This is a genomic window from Pseudomonas sp. AC463 (assembly GCF_979253585.1).
Map to the genome: position 1 here is coordinate 183,541 of NZ_CEEDDZ010000004.1, position 17,892 is coordinate 201,432.

Consider the following 17,892-nt stretch of genomic DNA (forward strand, 5'->3'; position numbering starts at 1 on the left):
TTCTTTACCTACGATGGAACGCTCATGAGTGAACATGCTCAGGTTTTGACTGAAGACAACTTTGATCAAGCCTTGCAACAAGACCTGCTTCTCGTCGATTTTTGGGCCGATTGGTGCCAACCCTGCCAGATGTTGGCCCCCTTGATCGAAGAAGCCAGCCGTGACTATCAAGGCCGCGTGCTGGTCGGCAAGGTGGATGTGGAGGCCTGTGCCGCCATTGCCGAGCGCTTCGCTGTGCGCAACCTGCCCACGCTGCTGCTGTTTAGCGGCGGCCAGGAGGTTGCCCGCCAGACCGGAGTGCTGAACAAGGCACGACTGACTCACTGGATCAACAAACACACGGGAGCCGCCGAATGAGCCGCCTGCCTGCTTTCAACAATAACCCGCAGACCAAGCAGCAATTGATCCAGCGGCTTGAGGACGTACTCGCACAGCAGTCGATCCGCCCGGATAACGTGGTGTGGAACGGCGAAAGTGGCAGTTTGTGTGGCTCTATCGCCAGAGCAGAACTGGATGAATTCGAGCGCCTCACCGGGATACCAGTCGCCATCGCGATGCTGGCTGACAAGCTATACTGGGAAAACGAAGAGGTGGGCTCAGACTGGGCACGGCACTGGTTGTCCGCGGTTCAACCGGGTGCCGATCTGAGCCAGAGCGAAGCCCACTTTACCCATTGGCTGCTGACCGGACCGAACAGCCCGCTGGCCCAGGCGCAGAAGTTTTCCGGTGGGATTGGGGAGAACACCGCACCGTTGCTCAATCGGCTCAATGAGCTGCACACGCTTGGGCGACAAGGCCAACCGGTTGAGGCGCAACACTGGAGCGCACTCCAGGAGCAGGCGATCACCCTTTCAGACTCGCTGCCCGACGCACATTTCACCCGCCAACTGTGCAGCTTCGTCGAAGCCCTCAGTTGGCCGGTGGGCAGCTCCGTGACCGCGCTGAATGATGCCGTTGAGGCACTGCGGGGCGCGACCTATTTCTTCTCCATGATGCACTGCGGCTGGGAAAGCGCCTGGGAGCAGAAAACCGACGATCTTTATCGGCGCTACGATGAAGAAATCGCTGCACGCGGCCTCGCAGACTCACCGCCAAGCGCGGAGCTGGCGGTGCAAGTGCAGGCGGTGTTTGACGAACTGGCTGCGCAAGTTCCGGGCTACAACCAGATACTGGAGGATATGCGCACCTATCGTCACAACGCAGACCTTCGGGTCAGGGATGCCTTGGTCGCGGCGGTAGGCTAAGCGCCAGGGTTACGGCGCGAGGTCGGCCCTGTTCTTGGCAAGACCTGGTTGGCCATCGACAGTAGTCACGCCGGCGAGCCAGGTCTCGAGCACATGAGGGTTGCGCTTGAGCTAGGCCTTGGCGGCGACCTTGGGCTCTGTCTTGTCATCCAGAATCGAGCCCATGATGTGGTTTTCCATGTCCAGGGTGAAACTCAGGTTTTTCAGGAACTGCCCAACGTTCGGGCACTCCGCCACATAGCCTTTACGGGTGCTGGTGCAGACCGTGAAGTCGCCGAAGCCGCCGAAGTCCGGGCCGAAGTACGCGTCGCCTCCGGTGACATAATGGATCTCGAAACGCGTGTTCATCGGATGGGGTTCCTAGGCGAGAAACAGGATGCCCTGCTTGAGATGGATCGCCCGCTTGCCCTGGGACAACATGCCCGATTCGCGTGAGGCCACCACCGTAAAACCGGCGTCCTTGAGACCGAAAGTGTTTTCACTGATGGTCTTGAGCACGGCATTGTTGCCGCCGTCGCCGGGCTCCAGGCCATAGACTTTGCTGCCCAGTTCATCCTTGAATCGGGCGATATCCCAAAAGGCCTTCAAGCCCTAGTCCCTAAGCGTCTGCGGCACGGCGAGCGTGTATCTGGCTTGCTGTAAGTTGACACGCACAATGTCGATAGTTCCGGCCTCACAATAAGGTTTGGGTCAGGCTCCATCGTGGGTATCCAGGTACCAAGGAATACGTCCACACTCTTGCCTTCGGCCAGTGCCTTGTTGGTCAACGGCAGTCCAAACAATCTGACTTTGGTCGGATAACCCGGTTTTTTTCAAAATGTCAGTGGCGACCGCCGTAGTACTTTGGATATCCATCCAACCAGGGTCCGGTAGCCTGATCTGCCGGCACTGCTCAACTTCGCCGGCGAAGCTTTGCAACGGTAAAAACAAGGGCACAACACAACAGCCCGCGATAGATGATCCTCATAACGCAAGCTCCACTCGATAGGGCAGCAGCGAAGGCGGCAGCTTTTGTTTTCAGAGACTCAACGGTAAGGCTTTTTAGGGTGGGTTTAACGGCGTATCGTCATTACCCAAGCGCAATAGCCCGAGCGTGGCAATTTACTGTGTAGGGCAAACAGATCATCAACCAAGGCTTCGACAGTGCCAGCAAAGCGTGCGACACGGATGGTCACAGTGCTGATGTACATCAGCATTTTTGGAGAAAATGAGCTTGACCGTATTTATGGGCATACGGCTTACCCCCCCTTTGCGGTTCGACCCAGCATCAACCGCAACCGCTCTGCAAATTCGCATCTTGCATGACCGGATGCACGCGCCTCACAAGCTATGAATGTCAATCGGCCTGTGCACGGGAGCACGAAGGGCGGTTAACCTTGCTCAGAAGCCTGGATGCTTGAGCCCGATACACGTTTAGAAGGGTTGACTCGACTCAAGCTAGGACTGTTGCAACAAAAAAACCTCTAGTTTGTATTACGCGCATCGACCTGACTGACGTAGCGCCTCAACGTCACTCACCCCAGCCAGGATAACCGCAAGCATCACTGATGCTTGTTCGTCGCGCACAAATTATATAAATATATTGATTATTAATAAGTTAAAAACCATTCCAGTCTCAAAATCTGACGTAAACCCCTCAAAAGTTTTAATAGCGCGGTCATTTGTCGCACCCTAGACTCGCCCCTCGAAACATCCTGAATCATTCCGCTCGTCATCCCCGCGCCGCCCGTCTTCGTGTGTTTGCCGCTGGCTTACTGCCCCGCGGGCGCTGCCGTGTGCGCACGGGAAACGCGCCCGTCAAGCAAAGGAACCTCCATGCAGCGCAGAGACTTTCTATCGTCGGCCATCGCGCTGGCGGCGGCCTCCACATTGCCCGTCGCCCGTGCCGAAGAAATCAAAGGCGGCCAACCTTGGGAACCGGGAACGGCCAGCCTGCCGGCCTTACCCACCGTGCGTCAGGGTGGCCTGGCGTTTTTCAATCAACATGAGTTCCAGACGGCTGAAGCGATCGCCGAGCGGTTGATCCCCAGTGACGAACTGTCCATCGGCGGCAAGGAGGCTGGTTGCGCCACTTTCATCGACCGTCAATTGGCCGGCGACTACGGCAAGGGTGCCACCCTGTATCGGTTGGGGCGCTTCGTCAAAGGCACGTTCGAGCAAGGTACTCAATCGCCACTCACCCCCGCCGAGCGGTGGCGCAAGGGCCTGGTGGCCATCGATGCGTACAGCCAAGCGCAGTTCGCCAAGCCGTTCCTGCAACTGGACGGTGAACAACAGGACGAGGTGCTGCGCCGATTCGAGAAAAACGCTGTGAACGTTGGGGCTGAGTTTGATGACGGCGCCAAGGAGATCTTTGAACAAGTGCTGGCCAACGTGCGCGAGGGCTTTTTGTCTGACCCGATCTACGGCGGCAACAAGGACATGGCCAGCTGGAAAATGCTCGGTTTCCCCGGCGCGCGCTACGACTTCCGTGACGTCATCGGCAGAAAGGGCGAGAAGCTCAACATCATCCCCACCAGCCTGATCGACAACACGCTCTGACTCGCCAGAACACTTGAGCGACGAGGCCTTGCCATCGTCGCCGACCCACCGTGATTCGTTGTATTGAAGAGGAATTTCCGAATGGCCAATGTACGCCCCAAAGCCGACGCAGTGATCGTCGGCCTCGGCTGGTGCGGCTCGCTGATTGCCGAAGAACTGACCCGCGCCGGGTTGAATGTGGTCGCCATCGAGCGCGGCCCGTGGTTCGAAACCGCCACCGACTTCCCGCCCTCGGTCGACACCGACGAATTGCGCTGGGACACCCGTCGCAGCATGCTGCTGCCGCCGGCCATCGAGACCACCACGTTTCGCAACAATCGCTCGCAGACCGCCCTGCCGACCCGCGACTGGAGCATGAACGAGCTGGGCTACAACGTCGGTGGTTCGGGCACTCACTGGGCCGGCATGGCCTGGCGCTTTCTGCCGTTCGACTTCGAGCCCTACAGCTTTACGCTCAAGCGCTACGGCCAGCAGCAGATTGAAAAAGGCTTGATCGTGCAGGACTGGGGCGTGACCTATGACGACCTGGAACCCTTCTACGAGCGCTTTGAAAAAATCGCCGGGGTCTCCGGCAAGGCTGGCGTGCTCAACGGCGAAAAGATCGACGGCGCGAACATCTTCGAAGGCAACCGCAAGAGCGAATTCCCGTTGCCGCCGCTGGCGACCACCCGCCTGACCGACCTCTTCACCGAAGGCACCCAAAAGCTCGGCCTGCACCCATTCATGGTGCCCGCCGGCCAGACCTCCAAGGCCTACACCAACCCTTTGGGTGTGCGCATGGGGCCGTGCACTTACTGCGGTTATTGCCTGTACTACGGCTGCGGCAACTTCTCCAAGTCGAGCCCCAATGCCTGTGTGATCCCAGCGTTGATGCAGCGCAGCAACTTCAGCGTGCTCACCGAGTCCGCCGTGCTGCGCGCCAACCTGGCAGAAGACGGCAAGACCGCCACCGGCGTTACGTACCTGGACCGTAACAAGATGGAATGGGAACAGCCCGCGGACATCGTGATTTTCTCCGCATTCCAGATGCAAAACGTGCGTTTGTTGCTGCTGTCGAAAATCGGCAAGCCTTACAACCCTGAGACCCGCACAGGGGTGGTGGGCCGCGCCTACAGCTTCCAGACCGTGTCCGGCGCCAACCTGTTTTTCGAGGATGAGCAACTCAACCAGTACATCGGCGCGGGCGCCCTCTCCGCCCAGGTCGATGACTATAACGGCGACAATTTTGACCACACCGGCAAGGGCTTCATCGGCGGTGCCGGGATCCTCGTGGTCGCTCGTGGCGCGCGTCCGATCGGCAATGCCGACGCGGTACCGTCGGGCACGCCACGCTGGGGCAGTGCGTGGAAAAAAGCCTATAACCATGCGTTCCAGAACGGCACGTTTATCTTCAACCAGGGCACCAGTTTCTCCCACGACGAGTGCTACCTGGACCTGGACCCGGAATACAACGACGCCAACGGCGACCCGCTGATCCGCGTGACCTTCGACTACAACGAAAACGACCGGCGCATGGCCAAGTTCACCGAAGACAAAGCGGTGGAAATCGGCAAGGCGATGGGGGCGAAGATCGTCAATGGCTTTGATGCGGCGGCGGTGAACTATGGTCCGTACTTGCCCTCCAGCGACCACACCATCGGCGGCGCGGTCATGGGCCTGGACCCGAAGACCAGCGTGCTCAACCGTTATCAACAGAGCTGGGATGTACACAACGTGTTCGTGCTGGGCGCCTCGTCGTTCCCGAATAACGCCGGCTACAACCCCACCTCTACCATCGGCGCCCTGAGCCTGTGGACCGCCAAGGCGATCATCGATCAATACCTGGCCAAACCCGGCCCACTGGTGGAGGTGCCGGCATGAGCCCGCGTTTTCGCATGGCCTTGACGGCCACCGCCGTGTTGTCCCTGGGCTCGGCCATTGGCCTGTATGGCGCGTTCGGTTTGGCCGATGCTGCGAACAGCATCGCACAGCCCGGCCAGCAGACCGACAGCAACCAAGGGGTCAAGGCCCCAGTGACTGAGGAAGACCCAGCTGTAACCCGTGGTCGCTACGTGGCAATTGCCGGTGACTGCGCGGCGTGCCACACCGACCCGCATCACGGCAAGCCCTTTGCCGGTGGCTATGCGCTGGAGACACCGTTCGGCAAGCTGCTCGCCAGCAATATCACCTCCGACAAGAAAACCGGGATCGGCGCCTGGTCGGAACAAGAGTTCACCCGAGCGGTGCGTGAAGGCAAGGGCCGTCACGGCGAAAACCTTTATCCGGCGATGCCGTACAACGCCTACGTCAAAGTCAGCGACCAAGACATGCACGACCTGTGGGCCTATATGCAGACGGTGCCAGCGGTGGACAACGCGGTGGTGTCCAACCAATTGCCGTTCCCATTCAATATCCGCCTGATGATGATGGGCTGGAACCTGCTGTTCTTCGACAACACACCGTTCAAGCCCGTGGTCGGTGCGTCGGCGCAGATCAACCGCGGCGCTTACCTGGTCGAAGGGTTGGGGCACTGTGCCGCGTGCCACACCGGCAAGAACTTCCTCGGCGGTGACAAGGGTGGCGCGTATTTGCAGGGCGGCGAACTGGCCGGCTGGCACGCGCCGGAAATCACCGGCAACCACTACGTGGGCATCGGCGGCTGGAGCGATGAGCAGGTGGTGCAGTACTTGAAGACCGGCAGCAACCACGTCGCCGTGGCATCCGGCCCGATGGCCGAAGCGGTCACCAACTCGACCCAGCACATGCGTGACGAGGACCTTTACGCCATTGCGGCTTACCTCAAATCCCTGCCCGGCTCGGATACCCGCAACCCGCGTCCACTCAAGGCCAGTGACAAGGTCATGCAACAAGGGGCCAATGTGTATTCGGCCAACTGCTCGGCGTGCCACAACAGCGACGGAAGAGGCATCAACCAATTGGCGTCGAGCCTGGCTGGCAACCCAGGCATCCAGGCTGAAAATGCGCAAAGCCTGATTACCACAGTGCTGGAAGGCGGACGCGGCGCGGTTACGGTCGACAACCCCACCAGCGGCGCCATGCCCAGTTTTGCGTGGAAACTGTCGGACCAACAAATTGCCGCCACCCTCACCTACATCCGCAACAGCTGGGACAACGCCGCACCCGAAGTGACCGCTCAACAGGTCGCCGACGTGCGCAAGGACCGCCAACTGCCCGCTCAATTGAGCGCGGACGGCACTTCACGTTGAACCCCATGATGCGGCCCACCTAAGGGCCGCATCCCTGCCCTGCAAGGACTATTCGAATGCCACGCTTTCCATTGAGCGGCCTCGCGGCCTGCGTTGCCCTGGCCGTGCCTTTGGCACACGCCGAGGATTCCCCCTGGATGACCGGCGACTGGGGTGGCTTGCGCAGCGCCTGGCTGGCCGAAGGTATCGACATCAAGCTGGGTTACACCGGGGAAACCTCAACCCTGTTGCGCGGCGGTTATCACAGCAACGACCATTCGACCCGCTACGCCGACCAATTCAACGCGGGTGTAGAGATCGACCTGCAAAAGCTGATGGGTTGGCAAGACGCGGCGTTCGGGTTCTCGCTGACCAACCGCAACGGCGCCAATAACCTCAACGAAAAGATCAGCGCCCCCGGCGCCGCTGGCATGGGTTCGACCCAGGAAATTCAGGGGCGTGGCAGCGTCACGCGCCTTAGCGAGCTGTGGTTGAGCAAAGGCTGGCTCGACGATGGGCTGAACCTCAAGCTGGGGCGTTTTGCGGTCAGCGATGACTTCGCGGTCGAGGACTGCCTGTTCCAGGGCCTGGCGTTTTGTGGCTCACAACCGGGTAACTACGTGGATAGCATCTACAACGGGCCCATCAGCCAGTGGGCGGCGCGGCTGCGCTATCGCTTGAGCCCACAGGTGTACATGCAAGTGGGCGCGTTCAACGTCAACCCCTCGAACCTGGACAACGACAACGGCCTCAAGCTGCACACCCACGGCACCACCGGCACATTCGCCCCAGTGGAACTGGTGTGGAGTCCGACGCTTAACCAACTGCCTGGCGAATACCGCATCGGCTATTACCACAGCACGGCCCAGGCCACCGATGTGTACAAGGACGCGTTCGGGCAAGCGGCAGCTATCAGCGGCAACGCTTATCGCACCGACGCCACGCGCCATGGTCAGTGGATCTTCGCCAAGCAGCAACTCACCTCGGTCAATGGCGATACCTCTCGTGGCCTGACCCTCACCGCCAGCGCCACGTTCCAGGACCGCAACACCACGACCATCGACAGCTATCAGAAACTCAGCCTGGTCTACAAAGGCCTGTTTGATACACGGCCAACCGACACCCTCGGCGCTGGCATCGCGCGTGTTCAAGCCAGTTCGGTGTACCTGCGCAATGCCCGCGCCGTGAATGCAGCCGGCGGCGACTTGCCCGAGCAACACAGCGAGTACGTCGCCGAACTGAACTACGGCATCCAGGCCACGCGCTGGCTGAACATCATGCCCAACCTGCAATACATCAAAGACCCGGATGGCGTTCGTCAGGTGAAAAATGCGTTGGTGCTGGGCCTGCAAGTACAATCTCAGTTTTAACCCCACAGGAAACTTGCGCAGCATGAGCCCCCCGTCCAAGCGTCATGGCCTGTTAAAGGTCGCAGAATTGGCTGGCGTGAGCATGAGCACCGTGGACCGGGTGCTCAATGACCGCGGAGGGGTGTCCGACCTCAAGCGTCGCAAGGTGCTGGCGATGGCCCGCGCATTGGGCATCCGTCCGGGGCTGCCCGCGCCTTTTACCGGCCCCATGATCGTCGACGTATTGCTGGCCGACAGCGCCACCGACCATTTCAAGCGCCTGGATGCCGCCTTCGAGCGCCAGGCCCAACGCCTCAGCGCCCACCTCACCCTACGCCGCCAACGCTGGTCCGAGAGCGCCCCACAGCAACTGCTCGACGCCTTGCGCAAACCACGCTCCCGGCGTCACGGCATGATTGTGATCGCTCCCGACACCCCCGAGGTACACCAGGCACTGAATGCCATCGTCGCGGCCGGCACGCCCACCGTGCTGCTGACCAGCAACCTCACCGACGTGCCAGGCGCGGTGTATGTCGGCATCGATAACTATGCCGCCGGGCGCAGCGCCGGGCGCTTGATGAGCCAGTGGGTCGGCCAGCGCCCGGGGGCGGTGCTGCTGGTGGTCAACTCCCTGGCTTACTTTGCCCACCAGGAACGCGCCAAGGGGTTTATCGATGTGATGACCCAGCACGCCCCTCACGTTGCCATCGTCGGGCCGGTCGAGTGTTTTGACGATGAAGCGCTGACCCAGGCTGCTGTTACCAGCGTCCTGAAACACCAGGCAATCGCCGGGCTGTACGACACCGGCAGCGGCACGACAGGTATTCACGCGGCCCTTTCACAGGCCGGCGCCCGACCGGTATGGCTCGGTCACGAGGCTAGCGCGCTGCATGCCACATTGTTGCGGACCGGGGTGATGTCGCTGGTGCTCGACCAGGACCCGGAGGGCCAGGTGCAGGCGAGCATTGATTACTTGCTGCACCGCCAGGGCGTGATCGACACCCCGCCGCAGTTACCGCTGACAATGAAGCTCGTTATCGACGAAAACCTTTGATCGCACAGGGCCCATGCTCATTGCTCACCGGTGCCACAACTGCCCTCCAGCTCCGTCAGCAACTACCCCTTGAAACGCATGCGCCACGCAGCGGGCAAACCCGTTTTCCGGTGGCCAGTTCACGTTCGACGAACAGGGTGGATTCGAGCACCACGCCTAGGCCGTGCTGGGTTGGCGTGGTCATGTTGTTGGCGGCGAACCAGTCACGCCACTGCACAGACTGGCCGTCGCTCTGGATTAGCGTGTGGGCATGGCGGCACCGGCATGCAGTGCCATGGCGGTGCCGGCCAGGGCCTTCAATTTGAGCAAGGTGCGTCGGTTTAGCGTGGTCCGGATCGGCATTTGAATCTCCCGATTGAATGCAAAAGCGTGGGGACACCTTAGCTAAAGCCTCTACGCCCGCCTTCCCGACGACACACAACGAAACATCTAAACCGCTGAGGCTTAGACATTCACTCACTGCCTTGACCTGTTTTCATACTGTGAAGTGTCAGAGTTTCACGCCCTGCGTACGGGTCAATGTATTGGCGCTAATCGGCGCAGCGCGCTGACGTACAAACAGCCATACCGTCAATGCCCCCGTTAGGCCAAGCACGCCAGCGACGACAAATGCCGCACTGTAAGTACCCGTGGCTTCGATGATAAAACCGGTCAAAGTCGGCGCAAACAAGCCGGCACAATTACCCATGCCGTGCATCAACCCGCCGGCAGTGCCGACAAACCGGCTCGGTACGGTGTCCTGAATCAATGCCCAGTAAGCCGATGCGGTCAACATCAGGAAACCGATGGCCACCGACATAAAGATCACCACCGCGCTGACGCTCTCGGCACGCCCCGACAGGCCGATACACGCGGCAGCTACCACCAGGCAGCTGACCAGCACCACCTTGCGCGAGAACAGTTGGCGCCCGGTTTTCTGGTAGATGCGGTCGATCAAAAAGCCGCCCGCCGCCATGCCGCAGGCACCAACCAGCCAGGGGAACGCAGTGAACCAGCTCATCTGCGCCAGCGACACGCCCTTGGCATCCACCAGGTAGCTGGGAAACCAGGTCATGAAGAAGTACAGGATGTAGTTGTAGCAAAACAGCGAAAAGCCAGTGCACAGCACGGCGGGACGCAGCAACACGGCGCCGAGGGTCAGGCCATCGTCAGCCGCCTTGACTGCGCCGGTTTCGGTACGCCCGGCCTGGATTTCGGCCAGTTCTTCAGGGCTCACACGCGGGTGATCGGCGGGATGATCGGTGGCGATCAAGCGCCAGGCAATCGCCCACAGCAGGCCGATGGCGCCGACGATCACAAACGACCATTGCCAGCCCAGCGACAGCGCCAGAAAGCCGATCACCGGTCCGGCCAACGCGCCGCCCAGTGGCCCGCCGGCCTGGTTGATGCCCACCGCCCTTGCCCGCTCGCGGATCGGGAACCAGTTGTTGACCACCTTGTTGGCCGTGGTGGGCACCGGGCCTTCACCCACGCCAAACAAGGCGCGCACGATCAGCAGCGACCAGAAGTTGAAGGCCGTCGCCGTCAGCGCGCAGAGCGCCGACCAGATGCACATGGCCCACAAAAATACGCGCTTGGGACCATACCGATCAGCCAGGTAACCGCCGATAAAGTTGAACGCGGCATAACCGATAAAAAATCCGCTGAACACCATGCCCTTTTCACCGGGCGTGAGCGCAAAGCTCTGGGTCACGAACGGCATGGCCACCGACAGCGCGGCGCGGTCCATGTAATTGATGACCAATGCCAGGAACAGCATCCCCACCATGTACCAGCGAAATTGGCTTTTTTTATTCTTCATTGAGGTGTGCCCGTATGCCCCCGGGCCAATCGACGCAGCCCGGGGGTGAAAGGAAGGGTTCAGGAACGTTGGGCAGCGACCGCTTCGTCGACCATGTCGAACAGCGTGTAGCGCGGCACCCAACCAAGCAGGGCACGGGCCTTGGCCGCCGTGCTATGGGGCTGGCCCAGCGCCACCGGCAACTGGGCCTCTACGTAGCGCCGCCCCGTGGCCTTGGCCAGGTACGGAATAAAGGTGTCCAGGCCCACCAGGCTTGGTGGTGCCAGGTTGAAGGTTTCGCCGATGGCCGCCGGCTTGTCGAGCATCAACAGCAACGCATCAACGATGTCGCGCACGTCTGTCAGTTCCTGGGTGTGGGCATTGCCGTGGCGGTCGTAGCTGAGCAACAAGGGATCGTCATCGCCGGCCAGCGGCTCGAGAATCTCAAGCAGGTGACGGACCTCATCGCTGGGGGTGCTGGCATTGTGGCTGCTGGCGGCCTTGAGCGTATCGATGCGTCCCTGCAGGGAAAACGCCGGGCGTGAGTACTCACCCTGGGGGTCGATCACTTCGGCAGCCGACTCGATATGCGAGAACACCGCCGTGCTGACCTTGAGGTTGGGCTGTGTGCGCGCAAAAAACGCCAGCAGGTCCTGGCCAAGCAGCTTGGTCATGCCATAAAAGCTGTAGGGCTCGCGCGGGTGATGCTCGTCCACCGGGCGGTAGCGGGCAAAACGCGTCGGGTAGACCTGGTCACTGGAAGCGAACACCACGCGCACCGACCGGTTGGCAGCAAGCTCAGTGGCGCACTCGAACACGTTGAAGGTGCCGGTGACATTGGCCTGCCACAGACGGTCCCGGTCCTGACTGCGAAAGGAGATCAATGCCGCCAGGTGGAACACCGCCTCGGCGCCTTCCATCGCGTAGCGCACGGCCTGACGGTCCGCAAGGTCACCGACGGCACAGTCGATGCCCGCCGCCTGGGCCTTGGCAAGGTTGGGGTCGCCGGGCAGGACCAGGGTGGAAATCCGATGCCCACGCTCCATCAGTGCCTGGGCGAGTTGACTGCCGACGCGCCCCGTGGCGCCCGAAATAAAGATCTGCATGCTGCGGTCCCTCGAATTGTTTTTGGTAGGGGTGTCGCAGCCCAGAGTCGGCGATGGTTACGGCAGCGGCAAACACCGGCGTGGTTTTCCAGGGGCGCGCGTCTCACTCAGTGAGACTGCCCGGCCAACCCCTCTCACAACAGGGCTGCACGCAGGGCCACCGCGAGGGCGTCATAGAAACGCTCCACGCCCGCCACGCCAGCGGCGCGCAGGCTGGCATGCACCAGGCCTTCACCGACATGCAGTTGGGCGGGTACGCCGGCCTGGTGCAACATCGCCGCGTATGCACGGCCCTGATCACACAGCGGGTCCCACTGCGCCACACCGATAAAGGCCGGGGCAAGCCCCGCTGCCGACTGCTGCTCCAAGGCCAGTGCCTGAGGATCGTGCTGACGCATGTCATCCGGCACATAGCCCGCCAGCGAGGCCATCAGCCCCGCCGTGGTGAGCATCGGCGCACAGGCATGGGCCTGCATCGAGGCAAAGTGCGGGCGCGCACTCAGCACCGGGTACACCAGCGCCTGCAAACACGCCTGCGCCAGGCCGCGCTCGCGCAAGGCCACACACAGCCCAGCAGCCAGGGTGCCACCGGCGCTGTCGCCGGCCACCGCCAGCCTGTCACGGGAAAGGTCGGGCCAATGGCCGTCACGCAGGTGCTGCCACACCGTCAGCGCATCCTCCAGCGGCGCGGGAAACGGATGCTCCGGTGCCAGTCGGTAGTCCACGGCGACCAGCGCGATGGGCAGGCGCTTGGCCAGCGCGAAGGCGAACCAGTCATGGGTGTCATGGGCGCCCATGTTCCAGCCGCCGCCGTGCAGGTACAGCACGGTAGGCCAATCACCTTGAGGGGCTGCACCCGACGGGCGATACAAACGCACCCGCAGCGCACCCACCTGCCGGTCATCGACCAGCAGGTGCGGCGGTGCCGGCGGCGTGAAATGCCGGCACGCCTCGGCAAAGGCTGCGCGCCCTGCGGCCAGCGAGTCATCACGGGGGACGAAGCGCGCGCTGGTGTCGACATAGGCCTGCAACGTGGGATCGAGCGGGTACACGGACATAGGAGAGTTCCTTGGGAAAAACACCGACCCAGACTACCCCGCAGCGGTGTTTCTCAGCCCTGATGCAGCGCGCTTGCGGCAAACCGAGTCCCGCGATGTGAGACAACAAGGCCCGTCCCAGCCCCGCGGCGTTTTGCCACGGCCGGGCTTGGGCCTAGCATCGACCCATCGCTCGCCGCCCCCGGCGATTGTCATCACGAGCAGCACTTACCCCGTCGTCACGGGATGTCAGGAGAACTTAATGGCTATTCACCAATACGCTGAAGCAAACGACAACACGGCCAAGCGCGACGTTACCGTCAGCGACCAGACCCTCGAAAAACTGGCCCGTTGCTCCAGCGGTTCGCTGACCACCCAACTGTTCAAGCGTGGCTATCGCCAGCCAGCGTTCGTTGGTTTGAAGGCCATGAGCCGTACCGCCAAACCGTTCGCCGGCCGTGCATTCACCATGCGTTTTATCCCAGCGCGTGAAGACATCGACACCTACGGCACCATGACCACCAAGCCCAACGGCGACAACCTGCAATGGCAAGGCGTGGAGCAGATCCAACCAGGCGACGTGCTGGTGATCGACAGCCGCAACGAAGCCGCCGCCGCGTCTGCCGGCAATATCCTGGTGACCCGCCTGCTCGCTCGCGGCGCCCGTGGCATCGTGACCGACGGCGCACTGCGCGACGGCAGCGAGATCGCTGAACTGCCACTGCCCGCCTATGCCCGTGAAATCGTCGCGACCACGCGCATTTCCTATCACCACGTGGCTGACCTGCAAGTACCGATCGGCTGCGCCGGTATCGCCGTCTACCCAGGTGACGTGATTGTCGGCGATGCCGATGGCCTGACCCTGGTGCCGGCGCACCTGGCCGAAGAATTGGCCGACGTGTGCCTGGAACAGGACGACATCGAGAACTACCTGGCCATGCGCATCGCTGCCGGTGAAGCCTTGTGGGGCGTTTACCCACCAAGCCCTGAAGCCGTTGGGGCTTATCAGGACTGGGTGGCTTCAGGTCGTCCAAACATCCCATCGATCATCGGCAAAGGGGTTTAACCATGGCCGAGCATAAACACGCCCAGACCATTCGCCGCTACTTTGCAGCCTGCAACGCTGCGGATTACGACGCGCTGGTCAGCTGCTTCACCCCTGACGCCGTGCACTACTTCCCGGACGGTCTGCCAGAGATCCCGTGGCGCACCGCCGACACCATCGCCCGCAAGTGGCAGTGGTGCGTGGAAAACCTGGGCTCGCAGTGGACCATCGAAAAAATCCTGGTAAGCCACGACAGCGACGAAGCCGTGATCGAGTGGACCCACTGGAAAGCCAAGCAAGGCACGGCCTTGCGCGGTGACGAGTGGTACATCTTCGATAAAGAGACCGGCCTGATCAGTGAGATCCGCGCCTACTACGCCTCCCCTGCCAAGCAGGACGTGACCATCAACGAACTGGTGGCCTTCGACTACGAAGGTCGTGGCTACCATTTGAAACCCCTGGAGGCTTGAGATGAGCGAACATTCCGTAGTTGACACGGCCGTCGCACAAGCGCGCGCCGCCGCCCCATTCTGGGCGAACGCCACTGCCGCCGTGCGCGCCACCCTGCTGCGCGGCCTGGCCGATGCGCTCGAAGCACAAAAGGACAGCCTGATTCCACTGGCCGACGAAGAATCCAACCTGGGCGCTGGCCGCCTGGGCGGTGAAATCGCCCGTACCGCCTATCAACTGCGCGGTTTTGCCGAGGGCCTTGCCAATAGCCCGGCGTACGCTCGTATTGTTGATGACGCCGTCGCCGGCGCTCCGCCTGTGGGTCGCCCACAATTGACGCGGGTGCTACGCCCGCTGGGCCCGGTGGCGATGTTCTCGGCGAGCAACTTCCCGTTCGCGTTTTCCGTACTCGGTGGCGACACCGCATCGGCTCTGGCGGCCGGTTGCCCGGTGGTCGTCAAGGCGCACTCCGGCCACCCTCGCCTGTCCCAGGCCGTGTTCGATCTGGCCCGTGAAGTGGTGCGTGCCCAAGGCCTGCCCGATGGCCTGCTGACCCTGGTGGACAACGCCACCCGCGGCGCCGGCGGCTACCTGGTGCAACACCCGGACATCGCCGCCGTGGCCTTTACCGGTTCTTTCCAGGGCGGCACTGCCTTGTGGAAACTGGCCAACGAGCGCGCACGCCCAGTGCCATTCTTTGGTGAATTGGGCTCGATCAACCCGCTGGTGGCCTTGCCGGCCGCACTGGAGCAAAACGGCGCCGAACTGGCCAAGACCCTGGCCGCCTCGATCACCATGAGTTGCGGTCAGTTCTGCACCAGCCCGGGCGTAATCGTGGTACTCGATGGCGCGCTCAGTGAAGGTTTCATCGGTCAACTGTGTGAAGCACTGGCTCCGATCCAGCCCCACGCCATGCTCACTCCAGGTATGCGCCAGGGTTTCGAAGCGGCCAGCGCCCATGTCGCCAGCCATGCCACTACCCTGCTCGCCCCCGGCCCAGATGCACAGGGCCCAGCGCCACGGGTGTACGCGACCGACGCCGCCACCTTTATCCAGAACCCGGCGCTACGCGAAGAAATGTTCGGCCCCGGTGCACTGGTAGTCAAAGCCCGTGACCTGGAGCACGTGCATCAAGTGCTGCAGGCCATCGGCGGCACCTTGACCACCACCCTCTGGGGCGCCAACGCCGATACCCCGGCCAACCGTGCCCTGGTCAGCGCTGCCGAAGCGGTCTCCGGTCGCGTGCTGTTCAGCGGCGTCCCTACCGGTGTCGCCGTGTGTGCGGCGCAGCAACATGGTGGCCCATGGCCGAGTTCCACGGCGCCACAGACCACGTCGGTCGGCTACGCTGCCATCGAGCGCTTCCTGCGCCCTGTTGCCCTGCAAGACGCACCGGCCTGGGCCCAGGCGTAAGGAGGCTATCAGCATGATGCGACACCTCGTCATATTCCGCCGGCTGCCCACCGTGGCCGTTGACCTGGAACTGGAACAGCACCTGGTGGCGCGCATGCAGCGCCTGCCGGAGCAGATCGATTTCATCCGCGGCTGGATCGTCGCGGCCAATGAGCTGGACCGTCCCATTTGCTGGGACTACCTGCTTGATTCAAGCTTCGACGATGCCGCCGCCGTGGAAAGCTACCTGCCCCACCCGGCCCACCAGGCGCTCGTCAAGGACCTGAAGCAGTACTTCGAATGGGTCGCAGTGGATTACACCTGCTGACACCCGCTCGACCACAACAAGAGGCGCGCCCCAACGAGGGCGCGTGGAGACAGCAATGAATAACAATAAACCCTATCGTTGGGTGATCCTGACGATGCTGTTCCTGGCGATGGTCATCAACTACGTTGACCGCGCCGCACTGTCCATTGCCATGCCATTCATCACCCAGGACTACCACCTGACCCCGTCGGAGAAGGGCCTGATCTTCTCCAGCTTCTTCTTTGGTTACGCGCTGTTCTGTTTCGTCGGTGGCTACCTGGCCGACCGTTTCGGGCCAAAACGCGTACTGACCTGGTCGATGGGGTTCTGGTCGGTGCTCTGCGGGTGTACGGCGCTGGCCTTCAACTTCTGGTCGCTGCTGATGGTGCGCGCGTTGTTTGGCGTGGGTGAAGGCCCGGTCAGCACCACCGCCAACAAAGCCATCAACAGTTGGTTCCCGATCAATGAACGCGCGCGAGCCATTGGTTTTGCCCAAGCCGGCGGCCCACTGGGCGGCGCCCTCGCGGGGCCGATCGTCGGCTTCCTGGCCCTATGGCTGGGCTGGCGCGTAGCGTTCGTGGTGATTGCCAGCATCGGCATCCTATGGGCCATCGCCTGGTTCCGCATCGCGGCTTCCACCCCCAAGGAACACCCGAAGGTGGGCCCAGAGGAACTGGCGCTGATCAACGCCGACCGGGAAGTACCGGTGCAGGCGACCGCTGATGCACCGCGTACACCGGTGATGCAGATCATCATGCAACGCGCGGTGCTGGTCACCGGGGTTTCGCTGTTTTGCTACAACTACATCCTGTACTTCTTCATGACCTGGTTCCCCAGCTACCTGATCGACGCCAAGGGGATCGACCTCAAATCCATGAGCATCGTCACCGCCCTGCCGTGGTTTGTCGGCACCCTCGGCTTTATCGCCGGCGGCGTGTTGATCGACTGGGTGTTCAAGCGCTCCGGTCGCCGTCTGTTCTCACGCAAAGTGGTGTTGGTGAGCTGCCTGCTGATCGCCTCTTGCTGCATCGGCATCACCGGGCAACTGGAGAGCGTGACCTCCACGGTGGCTGTGATGACGGCCGCGATTGGCTTCCTGATGCTGTCGGCCCCGGCCTATTGGTCGCTGATCCAGGACGCTGTGCCGGATCACCAGGTGGGCACCGCCGGTGGGTTTATGCATGGTCTGGCTAACCTGTCCGGCATCGTCGCGCCGACCCTGACCGGGATTATCATCCAGAGCACTGGCACCTTTGCCAGCGGGTTTGGCTTGGCGGGTATCCTCGGCATCTTTGGTGCCTTGATCGTGGCGTTCTTCGTGACCGCGCCTAAAGCCCCGCAGGCTGTCGCAGCAACCGCCTGATTTTTTCGCCACCCGTGCGCGGGTGGCACTGACAAGCAA

Annotated in this window: 15 protein-coding genes and 1 pseudogene; 12 read left to right on the top strand and 4 right to left on the bottom strand. The window is 61.9% G+C overall.

All coding sequences use genetic code 11. The features are described 5' to 3' along the window. Positions 1-24: 24 nt before the first annotated feature. Together trxA and AC0IYH_RS06540 are read left to right on the top strand one after the other, a co-directional pair. Positions 25-357, top strand: a complete 333-nt coding sequence (trxA, locus tag AC0IYH_RS06535; RefSeq protein ID WP_471833424.1) for a thioredoxin — start codon at positions 25-27, stop codon at positions 355-357. Then, positions 354-1,244 (top strand): hypothetical protein, encoded by an 891-nt coding sequence (locus AC0IYH_RS06540; RefSeq protein ID WP_471833426.1) that lies wholly within the window; start codon positions 354-356, stop codon positions 1,242-1,244. The genes trxA and AC0IYH_RS06540 overlap by 4 nt, the downstream gene beginning before the upstream one ends. A gap of 9 nt (positions 1,245-1,253) precedes the next feature. Here AC0IYH_RS06540 and AC0IYH_RS06545 read toward each other — a convergent pair. Beyond that, positions 1,254-2,198, bottom strand: a pseudogene (locus AC0IYH_RS06545) (glycine betaine ABC transporter substrate-binding protein). Positions 2,199-3,059: 861 nt separating this feature from the next. Between AC0IYH_RS06545 and AC0IYH_RS06550 the strand changes: the two are divergent. The 5 genes from AC0IYH_RS06550 (at position 3,060) to AC0IYH_RS06570 (ending at position 9,373) form a co-directional block, all read left to right on the top strand. Next, complete coding sequence (locus AC0IYH_RS06550; RefSeq protein WP_471833428.1) at positions 3,060-3,785, top strand: gluconate 2-dehydrogenase subunit 3 family protein; 726 nt, start codon at positions 3,060-3,062, stop codon at positions 3,783-3,785. A gap of 81 nt (positions 3,786-3,866) precedes the next feature. Then, on the top strand, positions 3,867-5,645 hold the full coding sequence (locus AC0IYH_RS06555; protein WP_471833430.1) for a GMC family oxidoreductase: 1,779 nt from the start codon (positions 3,867-3,869) through the stop codon (positions 5,643-5,645). Further along, positions 5,642-6,991 (top strand): c-type cytochrome, encoded by a 1,350-nt coding sequence (locus AC0IYH_RS06560; protein WP_471833431.1) that lies wholly within the window; start codon positions 5,642-5,644, stop codon positions 6,989-6,991. Before AC0IYH_RS06555 ends, AC0IYH_RS06560 begins: the two co-directional genes overlap by 4 nt. Before the next feature lie 56 nt (positions 6,992-7,047). Beyond that, complete coding sequence (locus tag AC0IYH_RS06565) at positions 7,048-8,340, top strand: carbohydrate porin (RefSeq protein ID WP_471833433.1); 1,293 nt, start codon at positions 7,048-7,050, stop codon at positions 8,338-8,340. A 22-nt stretch (positions 8,341-8,362) separates the two neighbouring features. Next, positions 8,363-9,373 carry a LacI family DNA-binding transcriptional regulator gene (locus AC0IYH_RS06570; protein WP_471833435.1) on the top strand — a complete coding sequence of 337 codons (1,011 nt, stop codon included), beginning with the start codon at positions 8,363-8,365 and terminating at the stop codon, positions 9,371-9,373. Positions 9,374-9,863: 490 nt separating this feature from the next. On the opposite strand, the gene AC0IYH_RS06575 is transcribed toward AC0IYH_RS06570, so the two are convergent. The 3 genes from AC0IYH_RS06575 to AC0IYH_RS06585 form a co-directional block, all read right to left on the bottom strand. After that, positions 9,864-11,174, bottom strand: coding sequence for an MFS transporter (locus AC0IYH_RS06575; protein ID WP_471833437.1), 1,311 nt, complete (start codon positions 11,172-11,174; stop codon positions 9,864-9,866). Between the two features lie 59 nt (positions 11,175-11,233). Beyond that, the gene (locus AC0IYH_RS06580) at positions 11,234-12,259 is read right to left on the bottom strand and encodes an NAD-dependent epimerase/dehydratase family protein (protein ID WP_471833439.1); all 1,026 of its coding nucleotides are present in this window, start codon (positions 12,257-12,259) and stop codon (positions 11,234-11,236) included. Between the two features lie 134 nt (positions 12,260-12,393). Then, the gene (locus tag AC0IYH_RS06585) at positions 12,394-13,317 is read right to left on the bottom strand and encodes an alpha/beta hydrolase (protein WP_471833441.1); all 924 of its coding nucleotides are present in this window, start codon (positions 13,315-13,317) and stop codon (positions 12,394-12,396) included. Between the two features lie 241 nt (positions 13,318-13,558). On the opposite strand from AC0IYH_RS06585, the gene AC0IYH_RS06590 reads away from it, so the two are divergent. Genes AC0IYH_RS06590 through AC0IYH_RS06610 form a run of 5 tightly spaced genes read left to right on the top strand, consistent with a single transcriptional unit; the run spans position 13,559 to position 17,853 of the window. Further along, complete coding sequence (locus AC0IYH_RS06590; protein WP_471833442.1) at positions 13,559-14,362, top strand: RraA family protein; 804 nt, start codon at positions 13,559-13,561, stop codon at positions 14,360-14,362. A 2-nt stretch (positions 14,363-14,364) separates the two neighbouring features. Then, a complete protein-coding gene (locus tag AC0IYH_RS06595) occupies positions 14,365-14,811 on the top strand; it encodes a nuclear transport factor 2 family protein (RefSeq protein WP_105697964.1) in 447 nt (148 codons plus the stop codon). A 1-nt stretch (position 14,812) separates the two neighbouring features. Continuing rightward, complete coding sequence (locus AC0IYH_RS06600; protein ID WP_471833444.1) at positions 14,813-16,204, top strand: aldehyde dehydrogenase (NADP(+)); 1,392 nt, start codon at positions 14,813-14,815, stop codon at positions 16,202-16,204. Between the two features lie 13 nt (positions 16,205-16,217). Next, positions 16,218-16,511, top strand: coding sequence for a Dabb family protein (locus AC0IYH_RS06605; RefSeq protein WP_471833446.1), 294 nt, complete (start codon positions 16,218-16,220; stop codon positions 16,509-16,511). Between the two features lie 55 nt (positions 16,512-16,566). After that, entirely contained in the window at positions 16,567-17,853 is a 1,287-nt protein-coding gene (locus tag AC0IYH_RS06610) for an MFS transporter (RefSeq protein ID WP_471833448.1), read from the top strand. Positions 17,854-17,892: the final 39 nt, after the last annotated feature.

What these genes read in the sequence shown, in the direction of transcription:
- trxA (WP_471833424.1), top strand. Translation starts at nt 25, where the DNA reads ATGAGTGAACATGCTCAGGTTTTGACTGAAGACAACTTTGATCAAGCC.
- AC0IYH_RS06560 (WP_471833431.1), top strand. Translation starts at nt 5,642, where the DNA reads ATGAGCCCGCGTTTTCGCATGGCCTTGACGGCCACCGCCGTGTTGTCC.
- AC0IYH_RS06595 (WP_105697964.1), top strand. Translation starts at nt 14,365, where the DNA reads ATGGCCGAGCATAAACACGCCCAGACCATTCGCCGCTACTTTGCAGCC.
- AC0IYH_RS06590 (WP_471833442.1), top strand. Translation starts at nt 13,559, where the DNA reads ATGGCTATTCACCAATACGCTGAAGCAAACGACAACACGGCCAAGCGC.
- AC0IYH_RS06585 (WP_471833441.1), bottom strand. Translation starts at nt 13,317, where the DNA reads ATGTCCGTGTACCCGCTCGATCCCACGTTGCAGGCCTATGTCGACACC.
- AC0IYH_RS06605 (WP_471833446.1), top strand. Translation starts at nt 16,218, where the DNA reads ATGATGCGACACCTCGTCATATTCCGCCGGCTGCCCACCGTGGCCGTT.
- AC0IYH_RS06565 (WP_471833433.1), top strand. Translation starts at nt 7,048, where the DNA reads ATGCCACGCTTTCCATTGAGCGGCCTCGCGGCCTGCGTTGCCCTGGCC.
- AC0IYH_RS06600 (WP_471833444.1), top strand. Translation starts at nt 14,813, where the DNA reads ATGAGCGAACATTCCGTAGTTGACACGGCCGTCGCACAAGCGCGCGCC.
- AC0IYH_RS06580 (WP_471833439.1), bottom strand. Translation starts at nt 12,259, where the DNA reads ATGCAGATCTTTATTTCGGGCGCCACGGGGCGCGTCGGCAGTCAACTC.
- AC0IYH_RS06570 (WP_471833435.1), top strand. Translation starts at nt 8,363, where the DNA reads ATGAGCCCCCCGTCCAAGCGTCATGGCCTGTTAAAGGTCGCAGAATTG.
- AC0IYH_RS06575 (WP_471833437.1), bottom strand. Translation starts at nt 11,174, where the DNA reads ATGAAGAATAAAAAAAGCCAATTTCGCTGGTACATGGTGGGGATGCTG.
- AC0IYH_RS06550 (WP_471833428.1), top strand. Translation starts at nt 3,060, where the DNA reads ATGCAGCGCAGAGACTTTCTATCGTCGGCCATCGCGCTGGCGGCGGCC.
- AC0IYH_RS06610 (WP_471833448.1), top strand. Translation starts at nt 16,567, where the DNA reads ATGAATAACAATAAACCCTATCGTTGGGTGATCCTGACGATGCTGTTC.
- AC0IYH_RS06555 (WP_471833430.1), top strand. Translation starts at nt 3,867, where the DNA reads ATGGCCAATGTACGCCCCAAAGCCGACGCAGTGATCGTCGGCCTCGGC.
- AC0IYH_RS06540 (WP_471833426.1), top strand. Translation starts at nt 354, where the DNA reads ATGAGCCGCCTGCCTGCTTTCAACAATAACCCGCAGACCAAGCAGCAA.